Genomic DNA, 22984 nt, shown 5'->3' with positions numbered 1-22984 from the left:
TTTTGACAATTTTTGAATCCATGCAGGCAGTTGTCGCACCGTGAATCTTTCTGTGAGAAATGTTGGTTTTTGTGCTGGCCATGAGTCGCGTTGGATGTAACGTGCCCGAAGAATGATCACTTTGAGAACTGCCTGCTTAGCCGTCCTGTCCGCCACCCTGTTGACGAAGCGCACGACCGCTGCATTCCATCGAGGAGAAAAACGATGCAAGATCCTTCTTTGAAATTCCGCCGCCGCGCGCTGAAGCCGCAGCTGCTCGGCATCCGACGCGCCGCGCTGGCGACAACCGCCCTGATCCCCGCCGCCCTGATGGCCCAGATCGCATTCGCCGATCCTGTCGCCGGACCGTTGATTTTCGACGATGGCGGCGAGACCAGCTACGGGGCCGACATCACCGGCGACATCGATGTCGAGGTCCGTTCGGGAACTGTCATCCTGAAGGGCATGAACACCTTCACCGGGGCCACGATCATCAGCGAAGACGCGACGCTTGCGCTCGACGGCCAAGGCCGGGTCAACCAGTCCAGCGGCGTTGCGGTGAACGGCACCTTCGATGTTTCCAGCGCCTCTTCAGCCACGGTGAACGCCATTTCCGGCGCGGGCGTGATCGACGTCGGAGACAAATATCTCAACATCAACGCATCGACCGGGAGCTTCGCCGGCAACATCAGTGGCACGGGCGGAGTCAACGTCAATGCCGGCGACCTGATCCTGACAGGAACGAGCGAGGTCACCGGCCAGTTCGGCACCGGGACCGGAGCGAGCCTCACGGTCGGCGCCGGCGGCACCTCGGGGTGGATCTCGGCGAACGTGCTGAACTTCGGCGCGCTCACCTTCGACCGCAGCGATGGGGGAACCTATTCCGGCAAGATTACCGGGACAGGGAACATCTTCTTCACCGGCGGCGGCAGCTACGTCCTGACCGGGGAGAACAGCAACTCCGGCAGCGTCAGCATATCCGACGGCACTTCGGTCCAACTGGGCGATGGCGGCGCCACCGGCAAGCTCGGCGGCAGCGGCCAGAACTCCGGCAGCATCGCCAATGACGGGATGCTGATCTACAACCGGTCCAGCGCCACGACCTATGCCGGCGTGATCTCCGGGGCCGGCGAGTTGCGGCAGATCGGCGGCGGCAGGCTGACGCTGAACGGCCAGAACAGCTATTCGGGCGGCACAACGGTGGAAGCCGGCGAACTGCTGGTCGGCGGCACGGATGTCTATGCTTCGGCGACAGTCAGCGGACCGGTGTCCGTTTATGACGGGGCAATGCTGGGAGGCTTCGGCACGATCAACGGAGACCTGACGATCCTCGACGGCGGCGCCCTTGGCGCAGGCAACGCCTCGGCCATCGGCACGCTGAGCGTGAACGGCGATCTGGATTTCGCGGCGGGGTCTCGGTTCAACGTCAAGGTGAACGGCGGAACCGGCGCCAGCGACCTGCTCGCCGTCACCGGCACAGCCACGCTGGCGGGCTCTGTGGCCCATATCGGCTTCGAGGGGATCTACGATCCTGTCTCGACCTACACGATCCTGACGGCGGGCGACATCAACGGCGAGTTCGACGATGTCAGCAGCGACTTCGCCTTCCTCTACCCGGTGCTGAGCTACTCCGAAACCGATGTCGTGCTCTCGCTCATCCGCAACGACATCGAATTCACCGCCATCACCACCACGCCAAACCAGTTCGCGGTCGCCGCAGCTGTCGAGCAGCTGGGCGGCGGGTCGCCGCTCTACGGCGCGGTGGCCATGCTCGGCGAAGACGAGGCCAATGAGGCCAATGAGGCCTTTGACAGCCTTTCGGGCGAGACCCATGCCTCTACCGGTTCCTTCCTGATGGGCAACAGCGCGCTGCTGCGCGACGCCATCGGCCAGCGCATGCGCAACATGGAAACGCAGGGATCCGCCGGCGTCACCATCTCCAGCAAGGGCGCTCCGGCGACGGCGACGACACCCGTCTGGGTCAGCTCCTTCGGTTCCTGGTCCGACATCGATGGCGACTCGAATGTGGAAGGTATCTCCGGCTCCAGCGGCGGCCTGATGGCAGGGGTGGATCGTCAGCTTGACAGCGGCTGGCTGCTTGGCGCGGCCTTCGGCCTCGGCCGGTCGAGCTTCGATCTCGATGACGGCAGCGCATCAGTCGACAGCAACGACTGGCATCTGGGGCTCTATGCCGACCGCAGCTGGGGCCGGCTGACGCTGCGCAGCGGGCTTGGCTTCACCTCGCATGACGTGAGCTCCGAGCGCGACGTATCGGTCGGGGCGATTTCGGAGCAGCAGGAAGCCGATTATGATGCACGCACCGTGCAGGCCTTCGGAGAACTCGGCTACCGGATCGACAGGGGCCAGGCGGCCCTCGAGCCCTTCATCAATCTGGCGCATGTGCGCTTCTCCAGCGACGACATCGCCGAGGACGGCGGCGCTGCCGCTCTCGAGATCTCGCCGGAGAGCCGCTCCACCACCTTCGCCACTCTCGGACTTCGTGGAACCCACGACCTCAGCCTGCAGGGAACGCCTGCGCGGCTCGAGGGAGCCGTCGCCTGGCGGCGCGCCTTAGGTGATCTGGGCGCCTCCTCGGATAACAGCTTCATTGGCGGCGGTGGTTTCACTGTGTCCGGCGCAGACCTGCCCCGCGATGTAGTGACGCTCGAAGCCGGTCTCGGCCTCGCTCTCGCCGAGGGAAGTGATTTCAGCATCGGCTATGCCGGGCAGTTCGGCGACGGGTCCCGGCAAGACGGCGTCAGGGCGACGCTGAAGATGCGCTTCTGAGCTCCGGTTCAGCGACCCATTAGCCAATCCAAAGAAGGTCCGCCAAGATGTCCTTGGCGGGCCTTTTGTCACGTCGATCTTCGATGGATCAGCGCGAACAAAATCTCGCCCTGGCCTGATCGCAGGCCTTCGACGAGGTCTCTCAGGGAGGCGGCTCAGATGATGCGTGGTTAAGACTGTTGCCGCTCCGCATCAAGCGCGCCAACCTGCGTGGCGGCAGCAGCTCATCGCCGTGGTTCTGGCGCGGAGATTGCTGTCATTCGGCATGCCCTCCGGGAGCACGCCTAATGACAGAGAGCACGGCCTTATTCGGCCAGGATGTGAGTCATCAGGTCATGGGTGGCGCGAACCCGCGCCTCGTTGGGGTAGTTGCGGTTGGCAAGGACCACAACGCCCAGATTCTCGCTTGGCACCATCGCGATGTAGCCGCCGAAGCCGTTTGTGGATCCTGTCTTGTTCAGGATGACGCTCTGATCGGGCGCCGCGTCCCCTTCGTCCATAGGTTGAGGCTGGAGGATGAAGTCGGGCCCGTTCCCCTCCACCAGACGCTCCGGGTCGACTGGCCAAGGATAGGCCTCCCAAATCATCGCCTGGCTGTACAGGCGTGTCCGGAACCGGCCCTCCTGCGTAGAGGCCACCGCCTTTTGTAGTTCCGGCGAGGCAGTGCCAACGCCAAGCTCGATATCGAGGAGCGTCAGCATGTCGCGAGCCGACGATTTCACCCCATAGGCTTCGTCATCGAGCACACCGGGCGACACGCGGATCGGCGCGTTCGTCTTGCGGTCATAGCCGAAGGCATAGCGCTCCATCGCGTCGGTGGGGACGTCGATCCAGGTGGACTTCAACCCAAGCGCGGGGAAAAGAACCGTCCGGGCGGCATCAGCATAGCTCATGCCCATCGTGCCTGCGGTGATGTGCCCCAGAAGGCCGATGCTGATGTTGGAATAGCTGCGCGCACCGGGCTCGGACGGCTGCCAGCCGCTCAGCCAGTCGACCAGGCGATCGACCTCGGCAACATTGTCCGGAACCTGCAACGGCAAACCGCCCGTATGGTGCGTCGCCAGATCGATCAGCGTCAACTCTCCTGCAGGCGAGCCTTGCAGCCCGGGAAGATAGGCCGCGACCGGCGCGTCGAACGACAGCGCGCCCCGCCCCTCTGCCAGGGTCGCCAGCGTTGCGGTGAAGATCTTGCTGATCGAGCCGAGTTCGAAAAGCGTGTCAGGCGTCACCGACTGCTGATCCTCGCGTGACGCCAAGCCCGTCTGATAGAAACTGTGCTTTCCGCCATGGGTCACGCCCACGACCAGACCGGGAATGTCATATTCCCTGATGGCGCTCTCGAAGGCCGCTGCGGCGGCGCTCTCGAACGACGGCTGGCTGTCTTGCGCAAGCGCAGGCGTCAGCGCGCCCGCCATGAGGACGGAGAGGGTGGATAGGTGCTTCATGTCTTGTCCTATACGATCATCAGAGCCGGGATAAATCGCGCCGACTGCACAGGGCAGACGACAAAGGATTGGAATGCGCATAAGTTCAACTCATGCCAGATCGTCCCGACATCCCGCTGAACGCCCTTCGCACCTTCGAGGTGGCTGCTCGTCAGGGCAGCTTCACCCGCGCAGCCGTCGAATTGCGCGTGACCCAAGCCGCAGTCAGCCACCAGATCGCGCGGCTGGAGGATATGCTAGGCGTGATCCTGTTCCACCGAACGCCGACGGGTCTGATGCTGACAGATGCCGGTCAGGCGCTGTTCCCGGTGATGGAGCGCGGGCTGGACGACATCGCCCGCATGCTGGACCGGGTGGCGGCGGGGCAGCCGGGCGAAGTGCTCAACATCGGCGTGGTGACGACCTTCGCGGCGGGCTGGTTCATCCCCCGGCATCAGGCTTTCGCCCGCGCCCATCCCGGCATCACGTTGCGCCTGTCCACACACAACAACCGGGTGGAGATCGCGCGCGAGGGGCTGGACGCGGCGATCCGCTTCGGCGACGGCCAGTGGCCGGGGCTCGAGGCGCATCACATCATGGATGCCCCCATGACGCCATTTTGCGCTCCAGATCTGGGGCTGCGGTTTCCATCCGACCTTCACAGGCACACGCTTCTGCGCAGCTACCGGGCCGATGAATGGCCTGCGTGGTTCGCACAGGCAGGTGTAAGCTGTCCTTCCCTGACGGGGCCCATCATGGACAGTTCGATCGGGCTGGCGGACCTCGCCTCCGAGAGGTTCGGGATCGCCTTGCTACCTGTGCCGATGTTTGAACGCCATGTTCGCGCGGGCCGGCTGACATGCCCGTTTGCCACCACTGTGACCCTGGGAAGCTACTGGCTGACCGTGCCCAGGGAGCGGCGCATGACATCAGCTTCAAGAGCACTGCTGGACTGGATGCGCGACGTGCTTAGTCAATCAAATGTCCCCTGAGTGACAAGGACCGCCATTGGAGCTCGCGTCATGCTGCTGCGGGCATCTATGCTGCCTATGCCGCCCGGCGTCGGGCTGCATCCACTCACCGCGCAGCGAGTGTCGGCCCATACCTGACAGTCGGCCTGCTGGCACGCCGCAGCGCGGCTTCCCAGTACCGGCCGTTGGTGCTGACCGCAGCCAGACCGGCTGCGCGCAGTGTCTGCATTGAGAACCAAACGGTTCGCGGCGCAAGATGAGGACACCGGGCCCGGCGATAAACAACAGCCCTAGCGTCGAATCCATGTCCGGCACCTCAACGAAGAACACCAACCCCAAAGGGCGGCAGGCCCCGCATAAGCGAAGTCGAACGCTCCGATCATCGCGGAAGGTGCGTTCCGACAAGCGATCGCTGCGTCGATGCTATCAGGATCGCCGTCGCCAGGAGCTGCATGGCGATGACACGAGACAGGGTCGAAAATGCAAGCGTCGTGCAAAGCTCGCTTTGACAGAGCTGCGGCAGCCTTTATGCATGCAGGCCTGCACCGTCTGCGGCACCCGCTACAACAGGATAGAATATGCCTCCTAAATTTGGCACCAGCGGCCTGCGCGGCCTCGTCACGGAACTGACTCCCGAACTGGTGACCGCACATGTCGCGGCCTTCCTACGCACATGTCCAGTGGGCGCAGGGCTTTTCGTGGGGCGCGATCTCAGGTCTTCCTCTCCGGAACTGGCGGGGGTGGTGATTGCTGCCGGACGCGCTGCGGGACTTGCCGTAACCGACTGCGGTGCCGTGCCGACGCCAGCGCTGGCTCTCGCCGCTATGAGCGCGGGGGCGGCAGCCGTCATGGTGACCGGCAGCCATATCCCTGCTGATCGCAATGGCCTAAAATTCTACACCCCAGATGGCGAGATCACCAAGGCGCATGAGGTCGCAATTCTGGCCGGGCTGACGGCGACGTCGCCCACCCGCGCGGGCCCAACGCCGCTGCAAGACAGCGGGGCAGGACCGGCTTGGGTGGCACGGTACGTCACGGCCTACGGAACCCAAGCGCTGCGCGGCATGCGGATCGGCGTCTATAGCCATTCCTCGGTGGCGCGCGATCTGATGCTGGAGACCTTCAGGGCTTTGGGGGCCGGGATCGCCGATTTGGGGCGCTCGGAGAGCTTTATCCCGGTCGACACCGAGGCGGTGGACGCTCCGACTCGGGCTCAACTTGCGGCCTGGGCGGCGGAGGGTTTTGATGCCATTGTTTCGACAGATGGCGACGGAGACCGACCTCTGATGACCGATGCGGCCGGCCAGGTAATCCCGGGAGATGTTTTGGGCCAGATCACCGCCGCGGCGCTCGGTGTTGAGACGGTGGTGACGCCGGTTTCCTCCAACACCGGCGCAGAGGCTTCGGGGCGCTTTACGCGAGTGATCCGCACCAAGATTGGTTCCCCCTTCGTCATAGCGGCGATGCAAGCGGCGGGCGGCAAAGTTGCAGGCTATGAGGCTAATGGCGGCTTCCTCCTGGGTTTCGCCGCAGAGGGCCCTGTTGGCGCGCTGCCTGCGCTGATGACCCGCGACAGCCTGCTGCCACTGATCGCTCCGCTTGCAAAGGCGCGGGGTATTGGCCTTGCCGCGCTCGTCGCGGCCGAACCCCCTCGTTTCACCGCCGCCGATCGGCTTCAGGATGTGCCGGTTGAGGCCGCCTCTGCGCTGGTGACGACCCTGGTCGTCGATCCGCGGGCGCGGGCAGCGTTCCTTGCCTCCCTCGGCGGAGTGGAAGCTGCCGAGGATCGCACCGACGGTCTGCGGCTGACGCTGGAGAGCGGGGAAATTGTGCATCTGCGCCCCTCGGGCAACGCGCCAGAGTTGCGCTTCTATGCCGAGGCCGACAGTCTTCCGGCAGCCAGCGCGCTGCTGGCGGCCGGTCTGAAGCTCTTGCGGGAGATGCTATAGAAGCACCGTTCGCAAGCAAGCGCTCTCCCGCATAGTGACCTTGGACAGTTGCCAGCCTCGGCGATTTCGCGAGGGAGCGTTCAGCTTCTAGATCCTGGCTGTCTAGATCTTGCCGTCCTGCCTCATTGCTTTCGTCAGATCGTCGTAGGCCCGCAGAGTGCCGATCAGCGCGGCCATTTCATGAAGCGGGATCATGTTCGGCCCATCAGAAGGAGCTCTGTCCGGATCCTGATGAGTCTCGATGAACAAGGCGCTGACGCCCACAGCACAGGCCGCTCGAGCAAGCACTGGGGCGAACTCGCGCTGTCCGCCGGACGATCCTCCGCGTCCCCCTGGTTGCTGCACCGAATGGGTTGCATCGAATACAACCGGGTAGCCCGTGGCGCTCATTGTCGGCAGGCCCCGGAAGTCGGTCACAAGCGTGTTGTAACCGAAGGAGGTTCCCCGCTCGCAGAGCATGATGTTCTTGTTCCCGGTGGACGCCACTTTGGCGGCGACATTTTCCATGTCCCAAGGCGCAAGAAACTGACCCTTCTTAATGTTGATGGCGCGGCCGGTCTCGCCTGCTGCCAGAAGCAGGTCTGTCTGGCGGCAAAGGAACGCCGGGATCTGCAAGACATCGCAGACCTCGCCGGCGGGGGCACAGTGACCTGGTTCATGAACGTCTGTCAGGACGGGGCACCCGAATTCCTCGCGAATCCGAGCGAGGATCTCCAACCCCCTTTGCATCCCCAGCCCGCGCTCGGTGCCGAGGGATGAGCGATTGGCCTTGTCATAGCTGGCCTTGAAGACGAACTTCGTGCCCGAAGGCGCGCAGGCTTCCGCGATGCCGCTCGCCATCATCCGCGCGTGTTCGAGGCTTTCCAACTGGCACGGCCCTGTGATGAGCATGATGGGATGGCTACCCCCGACCAGGATGTCGCCGATCTTCACGGTGGTTTGTTGCATCTTGTGGCTCTCTCCGGCACTCGGTTAACTTTCGTTCTTTGTATTGGCAGAAGCCCGTGGCTGGCCAGCCCCTCAGACCCCGAAACATGGTCAGCCCGCTCCTCGAAGTGTACTTCACTAGCTAGATTTCTAGAGATCCTGTCCTGATGGCGGAAGCCGTGCCTCAAGGCATTGGGGCCAACAGCGATGGTCGCTCGCGCGACCCCGGTGGATAAGCAACCGCGAGAAGACAGGCGACCTGATCGGGATCATTGCGCCACCGCAAACGACGGCGAGGCAGGTCGAGTGAGTTCCTCTTGATCTTCGCCGTCCCGGAAACGTGCAAATTGCTTGAGCGCTGCGTCAACAGACCATGAGCGCCGTATGCGGCAGTAGGCGCCGGCGCGGCAGGCTCGGCTGGTCTCCTGCGGCACTGGCTTGCCGACCGCGCGCATGTTCATCCAAGGCGATCCATGCGTTTGCAGCTGGGCGCGAGAGGAATGGGCGCCTACCTCAGTTGCCCTCGGTGTTTCGCATGCGAAACATATTATGAAATATTTCCGCGTTGCTTCGCGAAACCTGTGGGAGCTTGTCCCGGAACCGCAAAAATGATGATCAGGAGCCTAATGAAGAAATCTGCTCCCCATGCAGCTGTCAAGAACCCCGACTGCCAGCGCCGCAAAACCAAGGTCACGGCCAGCCAAACCAGATGGCAGAGGACCAGCCTCTTCTTTAGTCAATGCCAGAGCTTCCATCGACCGGATCACCATCTTTGAGACGTCTCTGACTGCGTTACGGCCCTCAGGATCAAGGATTTCAAGGATCTGCGGCGCTTGTGTAGCACAAACCGACTTGATCGTGAGCTGCGCAACCTGCTGTAGATCGGGACCGTCGTATCGTAGCTGCGGGACTTCCCAGTGGCCGAATTCACTGACCGCCTCCCTTAGAGCAACAACAATCGTGCTTGCTGGAAACATTACCATCTGACAGGACGCCAAGTCTTTCTTCAGACTGCGCCGACATATGCGATCAAGTACCGAACGTAGTTCAGCGTGCACCGACAGTCACCTCCTAACTCACTAACGCCACCGATTTATCTCGTGGCTAGGTCTGAAAGAAAGTCTCGCTTTTTGCCTGCGTACATCTGCCGCGCATGGTTCCATTAGGCTCAGGACCCATTGATCTGCTTGAGGTCGCCAAGCCTGCATGTTTCAAATCCCCGAACTGACGAGTTCAGCCTGAACAATGTGTTCAGCCCGGTATGCTGGCCTGATCCTGCCGGTCCTGGGCAATTAGGGCCGCCAAGATTGCGGCTATGATCAGCGCAAGCCAAGCCCGGAGATGGGCGAGGATCTTGCGGATATTGTGGCCACAGCCACAGAGCACGGCGAAGAGGGCATCGCCGATGGCTCCCTTCAGGGGACATCTGGCGAGGCGACCGTCGGTTTTCATGTGGCCGATCTCTGCCTCGATGGCGCTGCGGCGGCGGAGGTCAGCGGTCAGCTTCGGCGTCAGGCCGCGGCGGGCGCCGCTGATCAGGACACGGGTCCTGTTCTCACCGTGGCCGCGGTAGCCGCGGTCGACGACGGCGAGGTCGGGGCGCTGGTCGGTCAGGACCGCCACCTGTTCCAGTGCTTGCCTCAGAGTGTGGCCGTCATAGGGATTGCCCGAAAAGCTGCGCATGCCGACGACGAAGCCCTCGTCCAGCGTGGTGGCGACGCTGACCTTGCAGCCGAACTCGTAGCGGACCCGCGCCTTACCCTTGGAGATGCAGTCGACTTCGGGCTCATGCAGGGCATAGATCTTGTCCGCGCCCTTGGGGGGCTGGTGAAGCAGTTGCGACACGAGGCTGAGCTTCCCGATGATGCGATCCCGCAGGTTGCCTTCGGGGATGTCCTGCAGGTGGCGGCGGATATCCCGCATGACCCGACCGGTGTAGCCCTTCAGCCTTTTCAATGCCTTGCGCATGCGTTTGAACTGCTTTGCATGGGCGTAGCGGCCAACCTGCAGCGCCAGTCGCGGCGCAAGGCGCGCGTAGGACTGCCGCAGCTCCACCCCGGCCTCTTGCGCCAGGGCGACCAGTTGATCGCGCGCCCGCTCATAAAGCCGGGAGTCCGTCGGATGGGCGATCGCCTTTTCCATCACGGTCGTATCCACTACCACACGCCTGACGCTGTCCTCGTTGTGTTTCGCGTGCAATTTTGATGGGGTGGACGGCCCCTGTCCCTAACGTGGCGCGGATTGCTGTCATGTTGCATGATCAGGGTTCCATGTCTGGACGGCCCCTGATGCGCAAGCTGGGATTCTGACGAGCCTATGCCGAAAGCAGTCATGTCTACGGCCTGTTTGCGCGGCATAGCCGCTGGCCCAGATGAAGTCCGCAGATCAGGTCCCAATCAAAATTACGCGCTCGTTTTGGCGCCTTGACCCCCTGGGGTGTCCTGATCCCCGGTTCGACCGGTTTGTCATCTTTCCTCAGCCTCGACGCATTCAGTTTCGCCTGTCTCGTGGCATCACGCGGTCCGAGCTGCGAAGACCTCGTTCCGTCGCAAGATCGCCCAGGCGATGCGAGCGGTCTTGTCAGCCTGGGCGACCGCGGCAACCTTCGGCCGCTTGCGCTCCTTGAGCCCCACCAGCCATGCTTTGCCGGGATCTCCCTGTCGGGCAAAACGCATGACGGCGCTGGCACCAGAGACCAGGAGACGCCGGATACAGCCATCGCCCTGCTTGCTGATGCCCATCTGCCTGTCTTTGCCGCCGCTGGAATTCGCACTCGGCGTGAGCCCCAGCCAGGCGGCGAACTGACGGGCGGTTCTGAACAGGCTCGCATCCGGCACATTCGCCGCTATGGCGCTGGCCGTGATGGGTCCGATCCCAGGAATGGTCGCGAGCCGACGGCTGGCATCATTTGCCCGGTGCCAATCGAGGATGCGGCTTTCGAGCCTTTCGATCTCATCGACCAGGCAGTCCGCCATCCTGATCAGCGCCTGAAGGGCTGCGGTGGCATGTTCAGGAAGTGAGCCCCGCACCTTGTGGAAATGGGTCTTCAGGCTGCTCAGCCCTTCGACGCCCTGGGCCGCAACGATGCCCAGCTCCGCGAGATGCGCCCTGAGCGCGTTGGTCTGCATCGTCCTCTGCCGAACCAAGAGCTCCCTCGTCTTGTGCAGCATCAGCACCGCCTGCTGACCTTCGCTCTTCACCGCGACGAAGCGCATCATCGGCCGGGTCACCGCTTCGCAGATGGCTTCTGCGTCCGAGGCATCGGTTTTGCCACGCTTGACATAGGGCTTCACGTAGGACGGGGGCATTAGCCTGACCTCGTGACCGAGGCGGGCAATCTCGCGCGCCCAAAAGTGCGACGACGCGCAAGCCTCCATTCCAACCAGGCAGGGCGACAAGCCGGCGAAGAATGGCGTGATCTCTGCACGGCGCAGCTTGCGTCGAACGCAGACCCTTCCTTCGGCATCGACGCCGTGAACCTGGAAGACATTTTTCGCAAGGTCGGGACCGACCGTCACGACGAGATCAGACATGGTGGAACCTCCCTTTATTGGAACCCTGATCATGCAACATGACAGCAATCCGCGCCACGTTAGGGACAGGGGCCGTCCCCCCCATCAAAATTGGGCGCCGAAAGGGGGTCAGGTTTGCGTGCCGATTGACAGCTTCCAGCTGGTCGAGCGCATCCTCGGCGAGCAGGACCCTGCCGCGGGGGTATCTTTCCGTATCGAGGAGCTCCTCGGAAACGAAGTGGTGCCCCTTGGGCCAGGCGAGGCCGGACCGGTCGCCTGAGCCGATCTGCTCGATCCCTTCGGATCCCGACATGGCCTGAGCATCATGAGGACGAACTTGGCCTCCGTCTTCGCGTGGATGTTCTCCTGACTGCAGAAGTCCGACCCGGTGATGTCGGACACGCTCGACCATGAACGGAACTCACGGTTCGTGGGCGGCAACAGGCTCCTGATGCGCGTCGCATCCGCGGCGATCTCCATCAGGGAGCGCGCCAGCCGGCCGGCTCCGGAACGATCCGGCCAGCTATCGTGGATCGGCGCCAGCCTCCGGGGCATCGCGTTCGCCATCCCGACCTCCCTGATCCGGAGGGTTGGCCAGTTGCCCCGCACGCCGTCGGCTTCGCCCTTGATCAGGATGGGCCAAGCCGTGTCCGGCATCCTGCTCCGGATCTCGTCGATCAGGGAGTCGAGCTCGGAGCCCTCGATGATGCTCCAGTCGAACTCCGTGCGGTTTCTGCGCTTCAGCCCGGACCACCAGGCTCCGGTCGCGGCTGGGTGAAAGACCGGTGGCAGGTCAGTGTCAGCCACTTTCGTAGGCGAACCAGGACAAACCACCCCCGCTCAGCGGAGCAGCCGCTCTGCGAAGAGAGCGCCGATTTCTGGGAAAACGATTGGGTGATCTTCGCAGAGGCCCTTGCCTTGGGTCATCAGGCAAAGGCCAACCGGCGCAGCTCCGGGCATCTCCACCCGGATGAGGTCGTGCTTGTAGTAGGACGCACGCTCATCGCCGGTCCAGGAGTTCTGCCCGGCCTTGCTCCACAGCCGCGCCGCGACGGGCATGCCGCCGCCGAGGAAGGTCTCCACCTGGAAATGCGGCAGCTTCGCTTCCGCGCTGTCGCGGTCGCGAAGCAGCGTCGTCTGAGCGCGGCTGCGGGCTGCAGGCGACAGCGGCGCGTCGCCGGCGAAGATCTCGAACATCAGCCGGGCCGCCGCCAGGGGCGTCAACGCGTTCAGGTATTCGCCGGAACGGCCGGCATATTGCGCCTCGCGGCCGTAGCGCACGTCGTCCATAAGCTTCTGCGAGATGTTGCACTGCGCGAAATCTTCGGCGAAGCCGGCCCAGACGCCAGTGGTGAAAAACCTGTTCAGCCCCTCCCTCGCCTCCCGCCAGGTTTCGAACTCGGCCGCCGACAGCAGCGTGTCGCCGGTGGTGCCGGTCACGAGGTCGATCACGTAATTGGTGGCGGTGTTCGAGGACCAGAGGACCATGTCGCGGATCGCCCGCGACAGATCCTCGTGATCGGCGACGCGGCCCGCGTCGATGGCGTGCAGCACATGCACGAGGTGGAACGCCTTCACCAGGCTGCAGGGATAGCAGCGCCAGTCGCCGCGATAGGCGAAGCCGTCGGGCTGCCGGCCCGCGCCGGTCTCGCGCCAGGCGACGAAGCCGAAGCTGTCGGGGCGCAGCCCCTTGTCGCCGTGTCGTTCGACCAGTTCGGCGGCAAGGCCCTCGCAGCGCGCGGTCCAGTCGGGATCAGCCTTGAAAAACATGTGCGGAAACTCTCTCGAAGGAATGGGTCAGGCGGTGGAAGCCTTCCAGCAGCGGACGAGCCCTGCCGGTGGAACGGGCCGCATCGGCTGCGGCCTGTGGCAGGCGTCTTCCACCAGCGGGCAGCGGGTGGCGAAGCGGCAGCCGGGAAGGACGGCGAAGGGGTCGGGAATCTCGCCGGCGATGGGCTCGGCCAGTGCCTGCCGGCGGCGCACATCCGGCACCGCGGCGATCAGGGCGCGGGTGTAGGGATGGGCCGGGGCGGCGAACAGCGCGGCGCTGTCCTGCAACTCGACGATCTCGCCCAGATACATCACCGCCACCCGGTCGCAGAGATAGCGCACCACGTTCATGTCATGCGAGATGAACAGGATGGTCAGGCCCTTGTCGCGGTTCAGCCGCTTCAGCAGGTTGATGATCTGCGCCTGCACCGAGGCGTCCAGCGCCGAGACCGGCTCGTCGGCCACGAGGATCTCGGGGCCAGGGCAGAGCGCCCGGGCGATGGAGACCCGCTGGCGCTGGCCGCCCGAGAGCGCATGGGGGAACTTCAGCGCGGTCTCGGGCGACAGACTGACCTCGGCCAGGATCTCCTGCATCCGGGCGCGGCGCTCGGCTCGGGACAGCCGGGGGTGATACCGCGCCACCACCTCCTCGAGCTGCGCACCGATCGTCATGCGCGGGTTCAGCGAGGAATAGGGGTCCTGGAAGACCATCTGCAGCCGCCCGGCCGGGTCCGGCCCGTCGAGGGGCTGGCCGTCGAACAGCACCGCGCCGCCGTCGGCACGGTGCAGGCCGACGCCGAGCCGCGCCAGCGTGCTCTTGCCGCAGCCGCTCTCGCCGACGATGCCGAGGATCTCGCCGGGCCGCACCGCCAGATCGACGCCGCGCACCGCATGCAGTGAAATGCCGGGGCGGCGCGCCAGCGCATCGAGCAAGCCGCGCCTGACCGGGAAGCGGCGCTCGACCTTCTGGAACTCAAGCTGCGGCATCGGCGGCCTCGTTCAGGATGCAGGCGTCGAGATGGCCGGCGGCCAGCCCCTTGCGGGACAGGAGCGGCGGCGGACCGCCTTCGCGGCAGCGGGGCTGGGCAAGCGCGCAGCGCGGGGCGAAACGGCAGCCGGGCGGCGGGCTGATCAGGCTGGGCGGCGCGCCCTCGATCGGGGTCAGTTCCTCGTCGCGGCCGGTCTGGCCCGGCAGGGCGGCCAGCAGCGCCCGGGTGTAGGGATGCGACGGCGCGTCGAGCACCTCGCGCACCCGGCCCGACTCGACCAGTCGCCCGGCATACATCACCGCCATCCGGTCGCAGATCTGCGAGACCACGCCGAGATCATGCGTGACGAGGATGATCGAGGCGCCGAGGCTGTCGCGCCGCTCGCGCAGCAGCCGCAGGATCTGGTCCTGCACCGTCACGTCCAGCGCGGTGGTCGGCTCGTCAGCGATGATCAGCTTGGGGCGCAGCGCCAGCGCCATGGCGATGACCACCCGCTGCCGCAGCCCGCCGGAAAGCTCGTGCGGATAGGCGTCGAGCCGCCGCTCCGGCGAGGTGACATGCACGTCGCGCAGCAGTTGCAGCGCCTGGGCCCGGGCCTCGGTGCGCCCGACCTTGCGGTGCCGCAGGATCACCTCGGCGATCTGCTTGCCGATCCGCATCGTCGGATTCAGCGCCGTCAGCGGGTCCTGGAAGATGAAGGCAACGTCACGCCCCCTGACCTGCGCCAGCTCCCGCTCGGGCATGGCCGCCAGGTCGCCGGCCCCCTCCAGCAGGATCCGCCCGCCCGCAACCTTCGCCTGGGCGCCGCCGAACAGCCGCAGGATCGAGCGGCAGGTGGCCGACTTGCCGCAGCCGCTTTCGCCGACGATGCCGAAGATCTCGCCCGGGGCGACATCGAAGCTGACCCCGTCGACCGCCCGCGCCACGCCGGAGGGGCTCTGGAACTCGGTCCGCAGGTCGCGGATGCTCAGGAGGCTCATGCTCTATCCCTTCGGCTTCAGCGCGGTGGAGAGGCCCTCGCCCAAAAGCGAGAAGGCGATGCCGATCCAGACGATAGCGAGCCCGGGGAAGATGGTCATCCAGGGCGCCTCGCGCATGAAATCGATGCTCTCGACGATCAGCAGCCCCCATTCCGGGGCCGGCGGCTGCACGCCGAGGCCGAAGAACGACATGGCGGCCACCGCCTGCACCGTCAGCACCACATCGGACATCGAATAGACCAGCGCCGGGGTCAGGGCATTGGGCAGGATGTGGCGCAGCATCACCTGCAGCCGGCCATAGCGCAGGACCCGGGTCGCCTCGATGAATTCCAGCCGCGCGATCAAGAGCGTCTCGCCGCGGACGATGCGCGCGTAGCCGATCCAGTTCACGATGAAGAAGGCGATGTAGAGATTAGTCTCGCTGGGACCCAGCACGCCGACGATGGCGAGGACCAGCACGTAGAACGGGAAGGCCCAGACCACGTCGGTCAGCCGCATCAGCGCCGCGTCGATCCGGCCGCCGAAATAACCGGCCGCGAGGCCGATCAGCACGCCGATCGCCATCGGCCCGAAGACGCAGATCAGCGCCAGCCGCAGGTCATAGACCGCGCCCACCATCACGCGGGTGAAGATGTCGCGGCCGAAGTTGTCGGTGCCGAACCAGTGCAGCGCGGAAGGGGCCTGCATCGCGTCAGCGAAATCGAGCGCGAAGGGATCATAGGGCGACAGGAGCGGCGTCAGCGCCGTGGCACTGGCGGTCAGCGCCAGCATCAGCAGCCCGAGCGCCCCGGCGGGGCTGCGCAGCAGGTTTCTCAGCACGACCATCACTCACTCCAGCCGGACGCGCGGATCGGCCAGCGCGTAGCAGATGTCGGTGATCAGGTTCACCAGGACGACCATGATGGCGAAGAATACGGTCAGCCCGCGGATCACCGGCAGGTCACGCGAGACGATGGCGTCGATCAGCAGCGAACCTAGACCGGGTGCCGAGAAGATCTTCTCCACCACCACCGTGCCGCCGATGATCCAGCTGATGCGGACGCCAATGATCGAGATCGTCGAGATCAGGCTGTTGGGCAGCACATGGCGCAGGAACACCTCGCGACGGCGCAGCCCCTTGGCGCGCGCCGTGTCGATGTAATCGGCCTGCATCGTGTCGATCAGCGCGGCGCGCAGGCTCTGCTGGATCAGCGCCGCGGTGGAGAGGCCGACCACCAGCGACGGCAGGAACAGCCGGTGCAGGTTCTCAAGCAGGCCCTCGCCTACGCCACCAGTGGGAAACCAGCCCATCCCCAAAGCAAGTCCCAGGATCAGCACGTAGCAGAGCCAGAAGGGCGGGACGGCGATCAGCACCACGAAGACCTGCCGGATCGCCACATCTGCGAGCCGCCCTCGGTTGGCGGCGGCGAGGATGGCGAAGGGCAAGGCGATGACCAGCGCGATCACCGTGGAATAGGCGACGATAGCCAGCGTGTAGGGCAGCCGCTCCGCCACCAGGGTGATGATCGGCTGCTTGTGGAAAATCGAGACGCCGAAGCTGCCGGTCAGGCAGTCGCGCAGGAAATATAGATACTGGACCCAGAGCGGCTTATCGAGCCCCCAGAGCTCGCGCATCGCCTGCAGCTCCTCGGCGCTGGCCCGCGTCCCCATGGCGCGCGAGGCCGGGTCGCCGGGCATGATCTGCAGCAGGAGGAAACTGAGCAGGGTGATCCCGATCAACACCGGGACGAGCATCAGCAGGCGCTTGAGGATTGCGAGGATCATAGGGTCTCGGATCAGGCGGCGCAGCAGGGGCGCAGGGAAAGGCTCGGGACGGGCAGCGACCCCTTGCGGGGCCGCGGCGGTGTCTCAGTTCTCGATCGACACTTCCTCGAGGCGGAAGTTCGAGGTCGGCAGCACCTCAAAGCCCTTCACCCCGTCCTTCACCGCCCAGGCCGAAGCCGGGTGGTAGAGGAAGATGTAGGGCGCGCCGTCATGCAGGATCTGGACCATCTCCTGGAACATCTCGCCGCGCTCCGGGCCGTCCAGCGCCTTGCGCTCGGCGGCGTAGAGCTCGTTCAGCCGGTCGCTGCGCCACTCGGTGTGATAGGCGTTGGCCCGTTCCGGGTTCACGCCGACGAAGCCGATGATCTGGTCGGGGTCGATGGTGTCCGAAGTGGTGTAGGAGACCGACATCTCGTAATTGCCGGCCTTGGTGGTCTCCCACTGGGTGCCGCCCTCCAGCATCTGCACCTTCAGCTTCACGCCCACCTGCTGCAGCATCGCCTGCAGCGCGATGGCGGCGTTCCGGCTGGTCGCCGCGCCAGAATCCACCACCAGCTGCGCCTCGAACCCGCCGGCATAGCCGGCCTCGGCAAGCAGCTCCTTGGCGCGGGCCGGATCATAGGCATAGGGGGTGAGGTCGGGGTCGGCATAGGCCATGACCGGCATGGCCGAGGCGGCGGGCTTGCCCGCGCCGTAGAGCACGCCCTGCACCAGCGCCTCCTTGTCCACGGCGAGGTTCAGCGCCTGGCGCACCCGCTCGTCGTCGAAGGGTTTCTTCGTGGTGTTCAGCTGCACGAAATCGGCGCGGTAGGGGATGGTCTGGCCGACGCTGATGCCGTCCTTGGCGTCCAGCGCCTCCAGCTGGTTCAGTGGCGGGTCGAGCGCGATGTCCACCTCGCCCGCTTCCAGCTTGATGACCCGCGCCGAAGGCTCGGTCACGATCTCGAGCACGGCCGCGTCGACATGCGGCTTGCCCTCCTGCCAGTAATGCGGGTTCTTTTCCAGCTCGATCTTCGAGCCGCGGTTCCAGGCCTTCAGCACGAAAGGACCCGAGCCGACCGGCGCCTCGAAGAAGGCCTCGCCCTTGGCCTCGACCTGCGCCTTGGGCAGGATCGCCGCGGCGAAGAGCGCGAGGTTGTTGAAGGCCGGGGTAAAGGGCTCCGCCAGGGTCATGACGATCTCGTGGTCGTTCATGATCTGGAAACCGGTGATCGGACGATAGAAGCGGCCCCAGCCCGAAGCCTCGGATGCGGCGCGGGCGATGGAGAACTGCACGTCCTCCGCCGTCACCGGGGTGCCGTCGGAGAATTTGGCGTCGCGCAGCTTGAAGGTCAGCGTCAGCCCGTCCTCCGACACGGTCCAGCTTTCGGCAAGGCCGGGCTCCAGCCCTTCGCCGGTCCTGTCCGGGCGGATCAGCGTGTCGAAGATCAGCAGTTGCGTCCAGATCGAGCCGTTGTCGCTGGTGGCGATCGGGTCGAGGCTCAGCGGGTCAGAGCTCATCGCCACGCGCAGGGTCTCGGCCTGGGCAGCAAGGCCGGTCATCGCCACGGCCGTGGCCAGCAGCAGCGCCTTCATCGTCATTCGGGGGATCATCAGCGGGTTCTCCATAACCTGTCGGGAAGCGCGTCGTTCTTCGTCCCGACGACGACCGCGCAGTCGACTCGGGTTGCGGAGTTCATGTTAGACAGCCGGCGCCTGCTGGAATAATAATTAATAATTGGCCCACTATCAGCGGAGTGATGATGAACCTTCGGGAACTGGAACTGTTCGGCACGCTGATGCGGGTCGGCACCACGATCGAGACGGCGCGCCTCCTCGGCATCTCGCAGCCTGGGGTCAGCGGCCAGCTGAAGAGGCTGGAGATGCGGCTGGGCTTCTCGCTGTTTCACCGTGCCGGCAACCGGCTGGAGCCGACGCGCGAGGCCAACGAGCTCTTCGCCATGGCGCAGCCGATCTTCGGCACCCATGCCCATGTGAAGGCCAAGCTGCCCAGCCTGCGCGACTTGGCCGAGATGCCGGTGGCGATCTCGGCGACGCCGGCGCTGGTGGAGAGCTTCATCGGCCCGATCCTGATCCGCGCCGGCTATCTGAACTGGAAGAAGCGCATCATCCTGCGGGTGCACTCCCCCGAGGACGATCTGCGCAGCGGCGAGGCCGACATCGGCCTGCAGATGGCGGTGCCGCCGCGCGCCGAATTCCAAGCGCATGTGGTGGGAAAGATCCCGCTGGTGGCGGTGCTGCCGGAGCAGCATGCCCTGGCCGCGCTGCCGGAACTCACCTGCGCGTCGATCGCGCCACATCCGCTGGTCTGCTACAACAAGGACTGGTCGCCGATGGGCTTCACGATCCACGAGGCCTTCTTGGCGCAGGGGCTGAGCTACGACCCGGCCTGCGTCGTGCCCTTCTGCTCCAACGTCTGCAGCATGGTGCGCGCCTGCGGCGGGATCGGCATCGTCGACGCGATGACCGCGCATGACTACGGCATGCAGGGGCTGGTCTGGCGGCCGATCCGCGACATGCCCAACGTCTCGATCATCGCCTTCCACCGCCGCAACGAGCCGATGCGGGCCCCGGTGCAGGACCTGCTGACCGCCTTCCTCGCCGGCGAGACCGCCGTCTGAGGCCGCTGCGCCATGGGCGTCCCGGCCAGGGATGCCAGCGGGCGGGTTCCCCATCGCCTCCTTCATCGTAACCCAAATATCCCGGGGGTGCGGGGGCTGGCCCCCGTTGGCGGTCCGTCGCTGCAGCCGCCCCTCAGCGGCGGCGCATCAGCCTGAGGCATGGTTTGGGATGGGCCGGGGAATAGTCAGTTGAAGCCGGGCCCCCGCCAGCCGATCACCGGGAGGACAGGATGCGCCGGGGCCTAGCCCCGGGCGCCCATCCGCCATGAGGGAGGACATACCATGACATCCGACGCGATTTCCCGCAGCACGGCGCTCGACGCGCTGTTCAACCCTTCGAGCGTGGCGGTGGTCGGCGCCTCGGCCGACGCCAGCAAGACCGGCGGCCGCCCGGTGGCCTATCTGCAGAAACATGGTTTTTCCGGAGCGATCTGGCCGATCAACCCCAAGGCGGCCGAGATCGCCGGGCTGAAGAGCTACGCCGCGGTCGATGACCTACCCGCCGCCCCCGACGCCGCGATCGTGCTCCTGGGGGCCGAGCGGGCGCATCTGGCGGTGCGCGATCTGGCCCGGCGCGGCACCAAGCTGGCCATCGTGCTGGCCAGCGGCTTCGGCGAGGCGGGCGAGGCCGGCATGGCCCGGCAGCAGCAGCTGCGCGAGGCCGCGGGCGGCATGCGGCTGCTCGGCCCCAACACCATCGGCGCGCTGGACCTGCACAGCCGGATCGTGCTGTCCGCCAGCGGTGCGCTGGAAGGCGACGACCTGCCGGCAGGCGGCATCTCGCTGGCCTCGCAGAGCGGCGGCATCCTTGGGGCGCTCTTATCGCGCGGCGCGGCGCGCGGCATCGGCTTCGCCAAGCTCGCCTCCACCGGCAACGAGATCGACCTCGATCTGGCCGACCTGATCGCGCATTACACCGCCGACGCCGACACGCGGGTGATCTCGGTCTATGCCGAGGGCATCCGCTCGGTGGAGAAGTTCCGCACCGCCGCCCTCGCCGCGCGGGACGCGGGCAAGCCGGTGGTGGTGTTCAAGGTCGGCCGGTCGGAGTTCGGAGCGCGGGCGGCGGTCTCGCATACCGGGGCGATGGCGGGCGAGGACCGGGTCTATGACGCGCTGTTCCGCCAATGCGGCGTGATCCGGGCCGAAAGCTTCAGCGACCTGCTCGACATCCCGGCCATGCTGGCCAGCGGCCGGCGGATGGCAGGCCGCCGGGTCGCCGTGCTCACCTCCACCGGCGGCGCCGGCAGCCTGGTCGCCGACGCCTGCGGCATGGCGGGGCTGGACGTGCCGCTGCTCGACGAGGCCACCGCGGCGAAACTCTCGGGCCTGCTGCAGGCCGAGGAGCCGATGACCGGCAACCCTGTCGATGTGACGCTCGCCGGGGTGAAGCCCGAGATCATGACCGCCGCCACCGAGGCGCTGCTGGCCTCGGACCGAGTGGATGGCGTGGTCGTCGTCGTCGGCTCTTCCGCCCTCGCCCAGCCGGAGATCGCCGTCGAGGCGATCCGCAACGGGGCGGCGCGCAGCGGCAAGCCGATCGTCGCCTATGTCAGCCCCGAGGCACCGCATATCCTGCGCCGCCTGAACCTGCAGGGCATCCCGGCCTTCACCGCGCCAGAAACCTGCGCCGTGGCGCTGACGGCGGCGCAGCCGCTTGCGCCGGCTGGGCAGGTCTCCACCGCCCCGCTGCCCGCAGCGCCCGAGGTGCGCAGCGGCACGCTGAACGAGGCGGAGTCGCGCGATCTCTTCGCCCACTTCGGCCTGACCGGCGCGGCGCAGCGGATCGTGCAGGGCGAGGCCGAGGCCGAGGCGGCGGCCCGGGCGCTCGGCGGCAAGGTCGTGCTGAAGGTGCTGTCGCAGGCCATTGCCCACAAATCCGATGTCGGCGGCGTGAAGGTCGGCCTCACCACAGAAGACATCGGCCCGGCGCTCACAGCGATGCGGGCCCATCTCGAGGCGCAGTCCCTGCCCCGCCCCGAGGGCTTCCTGGTGCAGAAGATGCTGAGCGGTGGCATCGAGTTCATCCTCGGCTTCCGCCGCGATCCGCAGCTGGGTCCGCTGGTGCTGCTCGGCGCCGGCGGGGTGATGGCCGAGGTGATGGGCGACAGCGCGATCCGGCTCTTGCCGCTGGGCGAGGCCGACGCGCGCGACATGGTGCGCGAGCTGCGACTGTCGAAGCTGCTCGACGGCTACCGCGGCGGCCCGCGCCACGATGTCGAGGCCCTGATTCAGGCCATCCTCTCGCTGGCCCGGATGGGCGAGGCGATGGGCGAGCGGCTCTTGGAGGCCGAGATCAACCCGCTGTTCGTGCTGCCCGAGGGCGAGGGCGTGGCGGCGGCGGACGGGCTGGTGGTCACCGCCTGACAGGCGCAGGAACGGCCCGGGCGCGGCTTCGCGCCCGCGGTCTTACCCGCCCGGAAGGCGACCATGCAGAAGGCCGCAGGCGGATGCCTGCGGCCTTAATCTTGTCGTCGAAGGATCAGGCCTTGGTCTTGTTCAGGAAGGCCTCGACCGAGGCGCGGTGCTCGGCGCTGGTGTAGCAGATCGCCTGCGCCTCGCGGCCCAGGGTGAAGATCTCGTCGGCAGTGCTCTCGAAGGTCTGGTCGAGGATGGCCTTGGTCAGGGCGACGGCGGCGGGCGAGCCTTGGCTCAGCTCCTCCGCCCACGCCTGGGCCTCGGCCAGCAGCGCCTCCGGGGCGGCGATGCGGTCGACCATGCCGATGCTGAGCGCTTCCTCGGGCTCGACGACGCGGCCGGTGAGGATCAGTTCCTTGGCCTTCGACAGGCCGACGCGGCGCGGCAGGAAGTACATCCCGCCGCCATCCGACACGAGGCCGCGCTTGATGAAGCTCATCGAGAGCTTGGCACCTTCCGCCACGATGATGAAGTCGCAGGCCAGCGCCATGTCGAGGCCGAGGCCGAAGGCCGCGCCGTTCACCGCGGCGATTACCGGCTTGGACAGGTTGCGGATGACGCCGACGCCGCGATGGGTCTGCTTCTGCCGCTTCCAGCCGTTGAAGGCGACCTCGCCCGCCGGGGCGTCGAGCCGCGCCCGCATCCCGCCGATGTCGCCACCCGAGCAGAAGCCCTTGCCTGCCCCGGTGAGGATCACCGCGCGGACCTCGCGGCTCGCGTCGGCCCAGTCGAAGGCGGCGATCAGCTCGGCGCGCATCTCGTCGTTGAGCGCGTTGCGCAGTTCGGGCCGGTTCAGCGTGATGGTGGCGACCCCGTTCGTCAGAGAGACGAGGATATGGGTCATGGCCTGCGGGCCGGCGCCGGAGGAGATCTGGTTCATGTCAACACGTCCT

Annotated in this window: 16 protein-coding genes and 1 pseudogene; 6 read left to right on the top strand and 11 right to left on the bottom strand. The window is 66.0% G+C overall.

Annotation, left to right across the window (positions count from 1 at the left end):
* Positions 1 to 204: 204 nt before the first annotated feature.
* On the top strand, positions 205 to 2766 hold the full coding sequence (locus tag C5F48_RS02490) for an autotransporter outer membrane beta-barrel domain-containing protein (protein WP_107662329.1): 2562 nt from the start codon (positions 205 to 207) through the stop codon (positions 2764 to 2766).
* 305 nt (positions 2767 to 3071) lie between these two features.
* Here C5F48_RS02490 and ampC read toward each other — a convergent pair whose 3' ends face one another.
* Positions 3072 to 4211: a class C beta-lactamase gene (gene ampC, locus C5F48_RS02485; protein WP_107662328.1), complete on the bottom strand. Its 1140-nt coding sequence runs from the start codon at positions 4209 to 4211 to the stop codon at positions 3072 to 3074.
* 92 nt (positions 4212 to 4303) lie between these two features.
* On the opposite strand from ampC, the gene C5F48_RS02480 reads away from it, so the two are divergent.
* Both C5F48_RS02480 and C5F48_RS02475 read left to right on the top strand, forming a co-directional pair.
* Entirely contained in the window at positions 4304 to 5182 is an 879-nt protein-coding gene (locus C5F48_RS02480; RefSeq protein WP_107662327.1) for a LysR family transcriptional regulator, read from the top strand.
* Between the two features lie 557 nt (positions 5183 to 5739).
* Positions 5740 to 7110 carry a phosphomannomutase gene (locus tag C5F48_RS02475; RefSeq protein ID WP_107662326.1) on the top strand — a complete coding sequence of 457 codons (1371 nt, stop codon included), beginning with the start codon at positions 5740 to 5742 and terminating at the stop codon, positions 7108 to 7110.
* Positions 7111 to 7212: 102 nt separating this feature from the next.
* Here the strand turns inward: C5F48_RS02475 and kdsA are convergent, their stop codons facing one another.
* The 3 genes and pseudogenes from kdsA to C5F48_RS02460 form a co-directional block, all read right to left on the bottom strand.
* The gene (gene kdsA / locus C5F48_RS02470; protein WP_107662325.1) at positions 7213 to 8058 is read right to left on the bottom strand and encodes a 3-deoxy-8-phosphooctulonate synthase; all 846 of its coding nucleotides are present in this window, start codon (positions 8056 to 8058) and stop codon (positions 7213 to 7215) included.
* A gap of 1230 nt (positions 8059 to 9288) precedes the next feature.
* A pseudogene (locus C5F48_RS02465) lies at positions 9289 to 10218 on the bottom strand (IS5 family transposase); the annotation flags it as partial.
* Between the two features lie 332 nt (positions 10219 to 10550).
* Complete coding sequence (locus C5F48_RS02460) at positions 10551 to 11570, bottom strand: IS110 family RNA-guided transposase (protein ID WP_107662324.1); 1020 nt, start codon at positions 11568 to 11570, stop codon at positions 10551 to 10553.
* 370 nt (positions 11571 to 11940) lie between these two features.
* Here C5F48_RS02460 and C5F48_RS02450 point away from each other — a divergent pair, with 370 nt between their 5' ends.
* Entirely contained in the window at positions 11941 to 12327 is a 387-nt protein-coding gene (locus tag C5F48_RS02450; RefSeq protein WP_107662322.1) for a hypothetical protein, read from the top strand.
* Between the two features lie 62 nt (positions 12328 to 12389).
* Here the strand turns inward: C5F48_RS02450 and C5F48_RS02445 are convergent, their stop codons facing one another.
* From C5F48_RS02445 to C5F48_RS02420, 6 genes are all read right to left on the bottom strand, one after another.
* Complete coding sequence (locus C5F48_RS02445; protein ID WP_107662321.1) at positions 12390 to 13319, bottom strand: serine hydrolase; 930 nt, start codon at positions 13317 to 13319, stop codon at positions 12390 to 12392.
* A gap of 27 nt (positions 13320 to 13346) precedes the next feature.
* Entirely contained in the window at positions 13347 to 14306 is a 960-nt protein-coding gene (locus C5F48_RS02440; RefSeq protein WP_107662320.1) for an ABC transporter ATP-binding protein, read from the bottom strand.
* Positions 14293 to 15288, bottom strand: a complete 996-nt coding sequence (locus C5F48_RS02435; RefSeq protein WP_107662319.1) for an ABC transporter ATP-binding protein — start codon at positions 15286 to 15288, stop codon at positions 14293 to 14295. The genes C5F48_RS02440 and C5F48_RS02435 overlap by 14 nt, the downstream gene beginning before the upstream one ends.
* Before the next feature lie 3 nt (positions 15289 to 15291).
* Positions 15292 to 16113: an ABC transporter permease gene (locus tag C5F48_RS02430; RefSeq protein ID WP_107662318.1), complete on the bottom strand. Its 822-nt coding sequence runs from the start codon at positions 16111 to 16113 to the stop codon at positions 15292 to 15294.
* Positions 16114 to 16116: 3 nt separating this feature from the next.
* Positions 16117 to 17052 carry an ABC transporter permease gene (locus tag C5F48_RS02425; protein WP_107662317.1) on the bottom strand — a complete coding sequence of 312 codons (936 nt, stop codon included), beginning with the start codon at positions 17050 to 17052 and terminating at the stop codon, positions 16117 to 16119.
* Between the two features lie 84 nt (positions 17053 to 17136).
* Positions 17137 to 18645: an ABC transporter substrate-binding protein gene (locus C5F48_RS02420; RefSeq protein WP_107662354.1), complete on the bottom strand. Its 1509-nt coding sequence runs from the start codon at positions 18643 to 18645 to the stop codon at positions 17137 to 17139.
* A gap of 149 nt (positions 18646 to 18794) precedes the next feature.
* Between C5F48_RS02420 and C5F48_RS02415 the strand changes: the two genes are divergently transcribed.
* Complete coding sequence (locus C5F48_RS02415) at positions 18795 to 19673, top strand: LysR family transcriptional regulator (protein ID WP_107662316.1); 879 nt, start codon at positions 18795 to 18797, stop codon at positions 19671 to 19673.
* A 282-nt stretch (positions 19674 to 19955) separates the two neighbouring features.
* Positions 19956 to 22040, top strand: coding sequence for an acetate--CoA ligase family protein (locus C5F48_RS02410; RefSeq protein ID WP_107662315.1), 2085 nt, complete (start codon positions 19956 to 19958; stop codon positions 22038 to 22040).
* 115 nt (positions 22041 to 22155) lie between these two features.
* On the opposite strand, the gene C5F48_RS02405 is transcribed toward C5F48_RS02410, so the two are convergent.
* Positions 22156 to 22971, bottom strand: coding sequence for an enoyl-CoA hydratase/isomerase family protein (locus C5F48_RS02405; protein WP_245941498.1), 816 nt, complete (start codon positions 22969 to 22971; stop codon positions 22156 to 22158).
* Positions 22972 to 22984: the final 13 nt, after the last annotated feature.

The sequence above is a fragment of the Cereibacter changlensis JA139 genome, from assembly GCF_003034985.1.
Lineage (GTDB): Bacteria > Pseudomonadota > Alphaproteobacteria > Rhodobacterales > Rhodobacteraceae > Cereibacter > Cereibacter changlensis.
Note: the sequence above shows the minus strand (reverse complement) of the source record. Positions and strands in the feature narration are given on the sequence as shown.